Annotated in this window: 10 protein-coding genes; all 10 read left to right on the plus strand. The window is 64.8% G+C overall.

Features of this window, described 5'->3' with window-relative positions:
* Nucleotides 1–57: 57 nt before the first annotated feature.
* The gene (gene rpoC / locus INQ40_RS02465; RefSeq protein WP_194341525.1) at nucleotides 58–4,272 is read left to right on the plus strand and encodes a DNA-directed RNA polymerase subunit beta'; all 4,215 of its coding nucleotides are present in this window, start codon (nucleotides 58–60) and stop codon (nucleotides 4,270–4,272) included.
* Nucleotides 4,273–4,553: 281 nt separating this feature from the next.
* A complete protein-coding gene (rpsL, locus tag INQ40_RS02470; RefSeq protein ID WP_036196058.1) occupies nucleotides 4,554–4,928 on the plus strand; it encodes a 30S ribosomal protein S12 in 375 nt (124 codons plus the stop codon).
* Nucleotides 4,929–4,939: 11 nt separating this feature from the next.
* Nucleotides 4,940–5,407, plus strand: a complete 468-nt coding sequence (gene rpsG, locus INQ40_RS02475) for a 30S ribosomal protein S7 (protein WP_193985932.1) — start codon at nucleotides 4,940–4,942, stop codon at nucleotides 5,405–5,407.
* Between the two features lie 137 nt (nucleotides 5,408–5,544).
* The gene (fusA, locus tag INQ40_RS02480) at nucleotides 5,545–7,635 is read left to right on the plus strand and encodes an elongation factor G (RefSeq protein ID WP_193985934.1); all 2,091 of its coding nucleotides are present in this window, start codon (nucleotides 5,545–5,547) and stop codon (nucleotides 7,633–7,635) included.
* Nucleotides 7,636–7,703: 68 nt separating this feature from the next.
* Nucleotides 7,704–8,894 (plus strand): elongation factor Tu, encoded by a 1,191-nt coding sequence (gene tuf, locus INQ40_RS02485; RefSeq protein WP_193985918.1) that lies wholly within the window; start codon nucleotides 7,704–7,706, stop codon nucleotides 8,892–8,894.
* A gap of 310 nt (nucleotides 8,895–9,204) precedes the next feature.
* Nucleotides 9,205–9,516 carry a 30S ribosomal protein S10 gene (gene rpsJ / locus INQ40_RS02490; protein WP_043959538.1) on the plus strand — a complete coding sequence of 104 codons (312 nt, stop codon included), beginning with the start codon at nucleotides 9,205–9,207 and terminating at the stop codon, nucleotides 9,514–9,516.
* A gap of 10 nt (nucleotides 9,517–9,526) precedes the next feature.
* A complete protein-coding gene (gene rplC / locus INQ40_RS02495; RefSeq protein ID WP_193985936.1) occupies nucleotides 9,527–10,183 on the plus strand; it encodes a 50S ribosomal protein L3 in 657 nt (218 codons plus the stop codon).
* Nucleotides 10,180–10,806 (plus strand): 50S ribosomal protein L4, encoded by a 627-nt coding sequence (gene rplD, locus INQ40_RS02500; RefSeq protein WP_193985938.1) that lies wholly within the window; start codon nucleotides 10,180–10,182, stop codon nucleotides 10,804–10,806. Before rplC ends, rplD begins: the two co-directional genes overlap by 4 nt.
* Nucleotides 10,803–11,099: a 50S ribosomal protein L23 gene (gene rplW, locus INQ40_RS02505; RefSeq protein ID WP_036196034.1), complete on the plus strand. Its 297-nt coding sequence runs from the start codon at nucleotides 10,803–10,805 to the stop codon at nucleotides 11,097–11,099. Before rplD ends, rplW begins: the two co-directional genes overlap by 4 nt.
* Before the next feature lie 10 nt (nucleotides 11,100–11,109).
* The gene (rplB, locus tag INQ40_RS02510; RefSeq protein WP_043959541.1) at nucleotides 11,110–11,937 is read left to right on the plus strand and encodes a 50S ribosomal protein L2; all 828 of its coding nucleotides are present in this window, start codon (nucleotides 11,110–11,112) and stop codon (nucleotides 11,935–11,937) included.
* Nucleotides 11,938–11,940: the final 3 nt, after the last annotated feature.

The following is an 11,940-nucleotide window of genomic DNA, read 5'->3' on the forward strand; positions in this document are numbered from 1 at the left end:
CCGACCACCGGTAAGTGCCAGCCCTTTGACGATTTACTCCTCCACGGAGAAAGAAAAATGAAAGACCTGCTCAACCTGTTCAACCAGCAGCGTCCGGCGCTGAACTTCGACGCGATCAAGATCGCGTTGGCGTCGCCCGACCTGATCCGTTCGTGGTCGTTTGGCGAGGTGAAGAAGCCCGAGACGATCAACTACCGCACCTTCAAGCCCGAGCGCGACGGCCTGTTCTGCGCCGCGATCTTCGGCCCGGTGAAGGACTACGAGTGCCTGTGCGGCAAGTACAAGCGCATGAAGCACCGTGGCGTGGTGTGCGAGAAGTGCGGCACCGAGGTCACCCTGGCCAAGGTCCGCCGCGAGCGCATGGGCCACATCGACCTGGCCTCGCCGGTCGCCCACATCTGGTTCCTCAAGTCGCTGCCCAGCCGCATCGGCCTGATGCTGGACATGACCCTGCGCGATATCGAGCGCATCCTCTACTTCGAGGCGTTCGTCGTCACCGAGCCGGGCCTGACCCCGTTCGAGCGCGGCCAGCTGCTCAATGAAGAGGAGTACATGCAGGCCCGCCAGGAGCACAACGACGACTTCGACGCCGCGATGGGTGCCGAGGCGGTGTTCGACCTGCTGCGCACCCTGGACCTGCAGAGCGAGCTGGTGCAGCTGAAGGAAGACATCAACGCGACCGGTTCGGAGACCAAGCTCAAGCGCCTGACCAAGCGGGTCAAGCTGGTCGAGGCGTTCCTGGAGTCGGGCAACAAGCCCGAGTGGATGGTGATGACCGTCCTGCCGGTGCTGCCGCCGGACCTGCGTCCGCTGGTGCCGCTGGACGGTGGCCGTTTCGCCACCTCCGACCTGAACGACCTGTACCGCCGCGTCATCAACCGCAACAACCGCCTGCGGCGCTTGCTGGAACTCAGCGCGCCGGAAATCATCGTGCGCAACGAAAAGCGCATGCTGCAGGAGTCGGTGGACGCGCTGATGGACAACGGCCGCCGCGGCCGCGCCATCACCGGCACCAACAAGCGCCCGCTGAAGTCGCTGGCCGACATGATCAAGGGCAAGCAGGGCCGGTTCCGCCAGAACCTGCTCGGCAAGCGCGTGGACTACTCGGGCCGCTCGGTCATCGTGGTCGGTCCGTACCTGAAGCTGCACCAGTGCGGCCTGCCCAAGAAGATGGCGCTGGAGCTGTTCAAGCCGTTCATCTTCGCCAAGCTGCAGCGCCAGGGCCTGGCCACCACCATCAAGGCGGCCAAGAAGCTGGTCGAGCGCGAAGAGGCGGAAGTCTGGGACATCCTGGAAGAAGTCATCCGCGAGCATCCGGTGCTGCTCAACCGCGCACCGACCCTGCATCGCCTGGGCATCCAGGCGTTCGAGCCGGTCCTGATCGAGGGCAAGGCGATCCAGCTGCACCCGCTGGTCTGCACCGCGTTCAACGCCGACTTCGACGGTGACCAGATGGCCGTGCACGTGCCGCTCTCGCTGGAAGCCCAGCTGGAAGCGCGTGCGCTGATGATGGCCTCCAACAACATCCTGTCGCCGGCCAACGGCGAGCCGATCATCGTGCCGTCGCAGGACGTCGTGCTGGGCCTGTACTACATGACCCGCGCGCTGGAGAACAAGAAGGGCGAGGGCATGGCGTTCGCCAACGTCGCCGAGGTCAAGCGCGCCTACGACAACCGCGTGGTGGAACTGCACGCCAAGGTCAAGGTCCGCATCGAGGAGTCGGTGATCCAGGAGGACGGCACCCGCGTGCAGCAGTCCTCGATCGTCGACACCACGATCGGTCGCGCGCTGCTGGACGACATCCTGCCGTCGGGCCTGCCGTTTGCGCTGGCCAACGTCGAGCTGACCAAGAAGAACATCAGCCGCCTGATCAACTCGTGCTACCGCATGCTGGGCCTGAAGGACACGGTCGTGTTCGCCGACCAGCTGATGTACACCGGTTTCGCCTACGCGACCCGCGCCGGCGTCTCCATCGGCATCGACGACATGATCATCCCGGAGGTCAAGAAGGGCATCCTGGACGAGGCCGAGACCGAGGTCACCGAGATCCAGGAGCAGTACCAGTCCGGCCTGGTCACCGGCGGTGAGCGCTACAACAAGGTCGTGGACATCTGGTCGCGCACCAACGAGCGCGTCGCCAAGGCGATGATGGAAACCATCGGCACCGAGAAGGTGGTCAACGCCAAGGGCGAGACCATCGACCAGAAGTCGATGAACTCCGTGTTCATCATGGCCGACTCCGGTGCGCGTGGTTCGCAGGCGCAGATCCGCCAGCTGGCCGGCATGCGTGGCCTGATGGCCAAGCCGGACGGCTCGATCATCGAGACCCCGATCACCGCGAACTTCCGCGAGGGTCTCAACGTCCTGCAGTACTTCATCTCGACCCACGGTGCACGCAAGGGCCTGGCCGATACGGCGCTGAAGACCGCCAACTCCGGTTACCTGACCCGTCGCCTGGTCGACGTGGCCCAGGACGTGGTCATCACCGAGGACGACTGCGGCACGCTGGAAGGCCTGACCATGATCCCGATCGTGGAAGGCGGCGACATCGTGGAGCCGCTGCGCGACCGCGTGCTCGGCCGCGTCGTGGCCGAGGACGTGTTCCTGCCCGGCGATGACGAAGATCCGATCGTCACCCGCAACACCCTGCTCGACGAGGCCTGGGTGCAGAAGCTGGAAGAGGCGAGCGTGCAGTTGATCAAGGTCCGCTCGACCATCACCTGCCAGTCCGCTTTCGGCGTGTGCGCCAACTGCTACGGGCGTGACCTGGGCCGCGGCCACATGGTCAACCATGGTGAGGCGGTCGGCGTGGTGGCTGCCCAGTCCATCGGTGAGCCGGGCACCCAGCTGACCATGCGCACGTTCCACATCGGTGGCGCGGCGTCGCGTGCGGCGGCCATCGACAACGTCACGGTGAAGACCACCGGTACGCTGAAGTTCAACAACCTCAAGCACATCGAGCACTCCGACGGCCACGTGGTCGCGGTGTCGCGCTCCGGTGAACTGTCCGTACTCGACGTCCACGGCCGCGAGCGCGAACGGTACAAGCTGCCCTACGGCGCGACCATCGACGTCAAGGATGGCGCGGACATCAAGGCCGGCCAGCAGGTCGCGCACTGGGACCCGCATAACCACCCGATCGTCTCGGAAGTCGCCGGTTTCGTGCGCTTCATCGACTTCGTCGATGGCGTGACCGTGATCGAGAAGACCGATGAGCTGACCGGCCTGGCCTCGCGCGAGATCACCGATCCCAAGCGTCGCGGTTCGGCGGCCAAGGAACTGCGGCCGATCGTGCGCATCGTCGACAAGGACGGCAACGACCTCAGCATCCCGGGTACCGACCTGCCGGCGCAGTACCAGCTGCCGCCTCGCTCGGTGGTCAACCTGCAGGATGGCGCGGCCGTGGGCGTGGGCGACGTGGTTGCCAAGATTCCGCAGGAAGCGTCCAAGACCCGCGACATCACCGGTGGTCTGCCGCGCGTGGCCGACCTGTTCGAGGCCCGCAAGCCCAAGGATCCCGCGATCCTGGCCGAGGTCTCGGGCATCGTCAGCTTCGGCAAGGAAACCAAGGGCAAGCAGCGCCTGGTGATCAAGGAAGCCGACGGCACCGATTACGAAGAGCTGATCCCCAAGTACCGCCAGATCATCGTGTTCGAAGGCGAGCACGTGGAGAAGGGCGAGACCGTGGTGGACGGCGAGCCGACCCCGCAGGACATCCTGCGCCTGCTCGGCGTGGAGCCGCTGGCGGTGTACCTGACCAAGGAGATCCAGGACGTCTACCGCCTGCAGGGCGTGAAGATCAACGACAAGCACATCGAGGTGATCGTTCGCCAGATGCTGCGCAAGGTCGACATCAGCGACGCCGGCGACAGCAAGTTCATGAACGGCGAGCAGATCGAGCGGCAGCGGTTTGTCGAGGAGCACGCCCGGGTCGCGGCGAACGACGGCATCGTGCCGCAGTTCAACCCCGTCCTGCTGGGCATCACCAAGGCCTCGCTGGCGACCGAGTCGTTCATCTCCGCGGCGTCCTTCCAGGAGACCACCCGGGTGCTCACCGAGGCCGCGGTGCGCGGTACCCGTGACAACCTCCGCGGGCTCAAGGAGAACGTCATCGTTGGCCGCCTGATTCCTGCCGGCACCGGTTTGGCGTACCATGCGCAGCGCCGCAAGAACGCCTCGGGCCTGACGGATTCGGAGATGGCGGCGCTGTCGGCCCCGGTCGCATCCGCCGCCGTGGCGGAAGACGTCAGCGAAGAGTCGAGCGCTTCGTAACACAGCAACACCAAGTGACGACCGGAAACGGTCGTCCCAGATCACCAAATGAGGCGCACGGAGCGCCTCGTGTTGGGCCCACGGAAGGGCGGGATCAGGAAATTTCGCGGGACTGGCGCACTGCGCCGGTCCCCGCGATTTCGTGTCTAATCCGCATTTGACGACATCGTCAAGGGCGGGTTATACTTTTCGGTCTCGGTTGGTCGGGAGTTTCCGGCTTTCCGTTCGTTATTCACAAGAGGTGCGGCATTCCTGGCCGGCCTCCCACCAAAGAGTTCCTGATGGCGACGATCAATCAGCTGGTCCGCAAGCCGCGGCAGGCAGCGACCTACAACAGTGCCTCGCCGGCGCTTGAGAACTGCCCGCAGCGCCGCGGCGTCTGCACCCGTGTTTACACCACCACCCCGAAGAAGCCGAACTCGGCGATGCGCAAGGTGGCCAAGGTGCGCCTGACCAACGGTTACGAGGTCATCTCGTACATCGGCGGTGAAGGCCACAACCTGCAGGAGCACTCGGTGGTGCTGATCCGCGGCGGTCGCGTCAAGGACCTGCCGGGCGTCCGTTACCACACCGTGCGCGGTGCGCTCGATGCCGCCGGCGTCGCCAAGCGCCGCCAGCGCCGTTCAAAGTACGGCGCCAAGCGCCCGAAGTCCTGAGGAATTGACCCATGTCGCGTAAAGGTTCAGCACCGCAGCGTTCGATCCTGCCCGATCCCAAGCATGGCAGCGAGACGATCGCGCGTTTCATCAACATGGTCATGTACAGCGGCAAGAAGTCCGTCGCCGAAAAGATCGTGTACGGCGCCATGGACGTGATCGGCGAGAAGAATGCCGATCCGCTGGAAATCGTCGAGAAGGCGCTGGCGAACATCTCGCCGGCGGTTGAGGTCAAGTCCCGCCGCGTTGGCGGTTCCACCTACCAGGTGCCGGTCGAGGTGCGTTCGTCGCGCCGCGTCGCCCTGGCAATGCGCTGGCTGATCGATGCCGCCCGCAAGCGTGGCGAGAACACCATGCCGCGCAAGCTGGCCGCCGAGCTGCTGGATGCCTCCGAAAGTCGTGGTGGCGCGGTCAAGAAGCGCGAAGAAACCCACCGCATGGCGGAAGCGAACAAGGCGTTCGCGCACTACCGCTGGTGAGCCGGGCGCCCTGCCATTGGCGGGGCGTTCGCAGGCAACAAGACACTTCGACGGCGGCCGTGGCTGCCCGAGCGTACCGTGTGCCGCCCCCAGGCGGCACCCGGCCTTTCTGAAACATCCAAATACGAGAGGGTACCGTGGCTCGCACCACTCCCATCGAACGCTATCGCAACTTCGGCATCATGGCCCACATCGATGCCGGGAAAACCACCACCTCCGAACGCATCCTGTTCTATACCGGTGTCAACCATAAGCTTGGCGAAACCCACGAGGGTGCCGCCACGATGGACTGGATGGAGCAGGAGCAGGAGCGCGGCATCACCATTACGTCCGCCGCGACGACCGCGTTCTGGAGCGGCATGGACAAGTCCATGCCCCAGCACCGCCTGAACATCATCGACACCCCCGGACACGTCGACTTCACCATCGAGGTGGAGCGCTCCCTGCGCGTGCTCGACGGCGCGGTGTTCGTGCTGTGCGCGGTCGGTGGTGTGCAGCCGCAGTCGGAGACTGTCTGGCGCCAGGCCAACAAGTACAAGGTCCCCCGTCTTGCGTTCGTCAACAAGATGGACCGCACCGGTGCCAACTTCAACAAGGTCGTCGGCCAGCTGAAGGCGCGCCTGGGTGCCTATCCGGTGCCGATGCAGGTGCCGATCGGCGCCGAGGACGGCTTCGAGGGCGTGGTCGACCTGATCAAGATGAAGGCGATCCACTGGGATACCGCATCCCAGGGCACCGTGTTCGAATACCGCGAGGTCCCGGCCGACCTGCTGGAAGAGGCCACGACCGCCCGCGCCTTCATGGTCGAGGCTGCGGCCGAAGCCAGCGAAGAGCTGATGGACAAGTACCTCAACGACGGCGAGCTGACCGAGGCCGAGATCATCGGCGGCCTGCGCGAGCGCACCCTCAAGGTTGAAGTCATTCCCGTGTTCTGTGGCACCGCGTTCAAGAACAAGGGCGTGCAGGCGATGCTCGACGGCGTGATCCAGCTGCTGCCGGCGCCGACCGACGTCCACGCCGTGACCGGTATCGACGACGACGAGCAGGAAGCGACCCGCGAAGCCTCCGACAAGGCGCCGTTCTCCGCGCTGGCGTTCAAGGTGATGACCGATCCGTTCGTCGGTTCGCTGACCTTCTTCCGCTGCTACTCGGGCGTGCTCAATTCCGGCGACCAGGTCTACAACCCGATCAAGTCGAAGAAGGAGCGCATCGGCCGCATCCTGCAGATGCACTCCAACGACCGCATCGAGATCAAGGAAGTGCGCGCTGGCGACATCGCCGCCGCCGTCGGCCTGAAGGATGTCACTACCGGTGACACCCTGTGCGCAATCGACCACATCATCACCCTGGAGCGCATGGTGTTCCCGGAGCCGGTGATCTCGATGGCCGTGGAGCCCAAGACCAAGGCCGACCAGGAAAAGATGAGCACCGCGCTGGGCCGCTTGGCGCAGGAGGATCCGTCCTTCCGCGTGCACACCGACGAAGAGTCCGGCCAGACGATCATCTCGGGCATGGGCGAGTTGCACCTGGACATCCTGGTGGACCGCATGCGTCGCGAGTTCCATGTCGAGGCCAACGTCGGCAAGCCGCAGGTCGCCTATCGCGAGACCATCCGCAAGGCAGTCAAGGCCGAAGGCAAGTTCGTGCGCCAGTCCGGCGGCAAGGGCCAGTTCGGTCACGTGTGGCTTGAGATCGAGCCCGGCGAGACCGGCAGCGGCTACGTCTTCGAGAACGCCATTGTCGGCGGCGTGGTCCCCAAGGACTACATCCCGGCCGTGGACAAGGGTATCCAGGAGGCGGTCGCCAACGGCCTGCTGGCCGGGTACCCGATCGTGGACGTCAAGGTCAAGCTGATCGACGGTTCCTACCATGAGGTCGACTCCTCCGAAATGGCGTTCAAGATCGCCGGCTCGATGGGCTTCAAGGAAGGCTTCCACAAGGCCAGCCCGGTCCTGCTGGAGCCCATGATGAAGGTCGAGATCGTCACCCCCGAGGATTACCTGGGCGACGTGATGGGCGACGTCAGCCGCCGTCGCGGCATCCTGCAGGGTCAGGAGGACAGCCTGTCGGGCAAGATCATCGATGCGATGCTGCCGCTGGGCGAGATGTTCGGCTACGCCACCAGCCTGCGCTCGATGTCGCAGGGTCGTGCAACCTTCACGATGGAATTCGATCACTACGCCGAGGCGCCGGCCAACATCGCCGAAGCGGTGATCAAAAAGAACTGATGCAACGGCCGGCGCCCGCCGGCCGCGGCTTCCACACCATAACCAGATGAAATCCAGAGGTAACAATCATGGCCAAGGGTAAATTCGAGCGCACCAAGCCGCACGTGAACGTCGGCACGATCGGTCACGTTGACCACGGCAAGACCACGTTGACTGCAGCGCTGACCAAGGTTGGCGCGGAGCGCTTCGGCGGCGAGTTCAGCGCGTACGACGCGATCGACCGTGCACCCGAAGAGAAGGCGCGCGGCATCACCATCTCGACCTCGCACGTCGAGTACGAGTCGCCCAACCGCCACTACGCGCACGTCGACTGCCCCGGGCACGCCGACTACGTGAAGAACATGATCACCGGTGCGGCGCAGATGGACGGCGCGATCCTGGTGTGCTCGGCCGCGGACGGCCCGATGCCGCAGACCCGCGAGCACATCCTGCTGGCGCGCCAGGTGGGCGTGCCGTACATCGTGTCCTACCTGAACAAGGCGGACATGGTGGACGACGCCGAGCTGCTGGAGCTGGTGGAGATGGAAGTGCGCGAGCTGCTCTCCAAGTACGACTTCCCCGGCGACGACACCCCGATCATCACCGGTTCGGCGCTGAAGGCGCTGGAAGGCGACCAGAGCGATATCGGCGTGCCCTCGATCATCAAGCTGGTCGATGCGCTGGACAGCTGGATCCCGGAGCCCGAGCGCGACGTGGACAAGGCGTTCCTGATGCCGGTCGAGGACGTGTTCTCGATCTCCGGTCGCGGCACCGTGGTCACCGGTCGCATCGAGCGCGGCATCATCAAGGTGGGCGAGGAAATCGAGATCGTCGGCATCCGTCCGACCGTCAAGACCACCGTCACCGGCGTGGAGATGTTCCGCAAGCTGCTCGACCAGGGTCAGGCGGGCGATAACGCCGGCCTGCTGCTGCGCGGCACCAAGCGTGACGACGTGGAGCGCGGCCAGGTGCTTTGCAAGCCCGGCTCGATCAAGCCGCACACCCAGTTCGAGGGTGAGGTGTACATCCTGAGCAAGGACGAGGGCGGCCGTCACACGCCGTTCTTCAAGGGCTACCGTCCGCAGTTCTACTTCCGCACCACCGACGTCACCGGCGCCTGCGAGCTGCCCGAGGGCGTGGAGATGGTGATGCCGGGCGACAACGTGAAGATGGTGGTCGAGCTGATCAACCCGATCGCGATGGACGAAGGCCTGCGTTTCGCGATCCGCGAAGGTGGCCGCACCGTCGGCGCCGGCGTGGTGTCGAAGATCATCAAGTAATCCCGGTACCTGGCGCTCCGCAAGGGGCGCCGAAACCAGCGAAATGAGGAGCAGGAAGCACCTCGTATTCGCCCGACAGGGAAATGTCGCGTGGCACCACCACTGGCTGTAGCGGATGCGTCCGCAACAGCTTGACGGGCTGATGACACGCGCTTTATACTTTTCTGTCTGGGCAGGCCGGGTAACCGGCCTGCCTTGTTTTGCTACAGATTTCCGTGCCGGCGGGTCAACTCCGGTGTGGAAATGCCCAATGGGGTTCGGTGCACCTAGCCACCGGCCCGTCGCTCTTTACTTCCAGGGAACACCCGTCATGGCGGACCAAAAGATCCGAATCCGGCTGAAGGCGTACGATCATCGACTGATCGACCGCTCGGCCAGCGAGATCGTCGAGACAGCCAAGCGGACCGGCGCACAAGTGCGTGGTCCGATTCCGCTGCCGACCAAGATCGAGCGCTTCACCGTTCTTACTTCTCCGCACGTCGACAAGGACGCGCGCGACCAGTACGAGACCCGCACGCACAAGCGCGTGCTCGACATCGTCGACCCCAACGACAAGACCGTGGACGCGCTGATGAAGCTCGAACTGGCTGCCGGCGTCGACGTCCAGATCAAGCTGACCTGAGGCAGACATCATGACCGCGAAGAAATATTCGTTGGGCATCGTCGGTCGCAAGGCCGGCATGAGCCGGTTCTTCACCGAGGATGGCCGGTCGGTACCGGTGACGCTGATCGAGGCGACTCCGAACCGGATCACCCAGATCAAGTCCGTCGACACCGACGGCTACAGCTCCGTCCAGGTCACCGTCGGCGTGCGCCGCGCGGCACTGGTCAACAAGCCCGACGCGGGTCACCTGGCCAAGGCCAAGGTGGGTGCCGGTCGCGGCCTGTGGGAGTTCCGCGTCGCCGACGACAAGCTCGCCGACTTCAACGTCGGTGGCGAGATCAAGGCCGACATCTTTGAAGTGGGCCAGATCGTCGACGTGCAGGGCGTGACCAAGGGCAAGGGCTTCCAGGGCACCGTGAAGCGCTGGAACTTCGCCATGGGCGATGCCACCCACGGTAACTCGCTCTCGCACCGCACGCCGGGTTCCATCGGCCAGCGCCAGACGCCGGGCCGCGTGTTTCCGGGCAAGAAGATGTCCGGCCACATGGGTCAGGTGCAGCAGAGCACGCAGGGCCTGGAAGTGGTCAAGGTCGACGCCGAGCGCGGCCTGATCGCGATCAAGGGCGCGGTGCCGGGCGCGCCGGGCGGCGACGTGATCGTCCGCCCGACGACCAAGGGAGTATGACGATGGAACTTGCCATCAAAGCAATTAACGATAGTGCCGGCAGCAAGACGCTGGCGGTCTCCGAGGAGATCTTCGGCCGTGAGTTCAGCGAGGACCTCGTCCACCAGGTCGTGGTCGCCTACCGCAACGCCGGTCGTGCCGGAACCAAGGCGCAGAAGACGCGCTCGGAAGTCGCCGGTACCACCAAGAAGTCGAAGAAGCAGAAGGGTGGTGGCGCCCGCCACGGTGCCCTGACCGCTCCGATCTTCCGCGGCGGCGGCGTGACCTTCGCGGCCAAGCCGCGCAGCTTCGCGCAGAAGGTCAACCGCAAGATGTACCGCGCGGCGATGGCTTCGATCCTGTCCGAGCTCAACCGCCAGGGTCGCATCACCGTGGTGGAGAGCCTGGAGCTGGATTCGCCCAAGACCACGGGCATGGTTGCCCTGCTCAAGGATCTTGAAGCCGGTCGCCGCCCGCTGCTGGTCACCGAGGATGCCACCGAGAATCTGTACCTCTCGGCGCGCAACTTGCCGTATGTCGAAGTCCGTGACGTGCAGGGCCTGGATCCGGTCGCGCTGGTAGGCGCCGACACGGTCGTGGTCACCGCCGACGCGATCAAGAAGATCGAGGAGTGGCTGGCATGAACGACGCCAAGCTCTACAACGTGATCCGTGCGCCGCGTGTGTCCGAGAAGACCGCACGGCTGCAGGAAGTTTCCAACCAATACGTCTTCGAAGTGGCGACGACGGCAACCAAGGCGGACATCAAGGTCGCCGTGGAAAAGCTGTTCGACGTCAAGGTCGAGGCGGTCAACGTGCTCAACGTGAAGGGCAAAGCCAAAGCCTTCAAGTTCCGCATGGGCCGTCGCCCCGACTGGCGCAAGGCATACGTGACGCTGGCCGATGGCCAGTCGATCGACGTGATGGCCAAGGCTTGAGGATCGACCCATGGCACTAATGACATTCAAACCCACTTCGCCAGGCCGCCGTTCGGCAGTCCGCGTCGTGTCGCCCGAACTCCACAAGGGCGCGCCGTATGCGCCGTTGCTGGAGCCGCAGAGCCGCTCGGGTGGTCGTAACCACCACGGCCGCATCACCACCCGTCACATCGGTGGTGGCCACAAGCAGCACTACCGCATCATCGATTTCAAGCGCAACAAGGAAGGCATTCCGGCGCGCGTGGAGCGGATCGAATACGATCCCAACCGCACCGCCCATATCGCCCTGCTGTGCTACGTCGACGGTGAGCGTCGTTACATCATCGCGCCCAAGGGCCTGAAGGCGGGCGACCAGGTGATCGCCGGCCGTGATGCCCCGATCCGTACCGGCAACAGCCTGCCGCTGGCCAACGTGCCGGTCGGCTCCACCGTGCATTGCATCGAGATGAAGCCTGGCAAGGGTGCGCAGATCGCCCGTGCCGCCGGCGCCTCGGTGCAACTGGTGGCGCGCGAGCAGGGTTACGCAACCCTACGCCTGCGCTCCGGCGAGATGCGCAAGGTGCCGGTCGAGTGCCGCGCCACCATCGGTGAAGTCGGCAACAACGAACACAGCCTGCAGAAACTGGGCAAGGCCGGTGCCAAGCGCTGGTTGGGCATCCGCCCGACCGTGCGTGGTGCTGCCATGAACCCGGTCGACCATCCGCACGGCGGTGGTGAGGGCAAGGCTGGCCAGGGCAACCCGCATCCGGTCACCCCGTGGGGTGTGCCGACCAAGGGTTACAAGACGCGGCACAACAAGCGCACGCAGCAGTTCATCGTTCGCGATCGCAGGAGCTAATCG

It is taken from the genome of Lysobacter sp. H21R4, assembly GCF_015277535.1.
GTDB classification, from domain to species: Bacteria; Pseudomonadota; Gammaproteobacteria; order Xanthomonadales; family Xanthomonadaceae; genus Novilysobacter; species Novilysobacter ciconiae.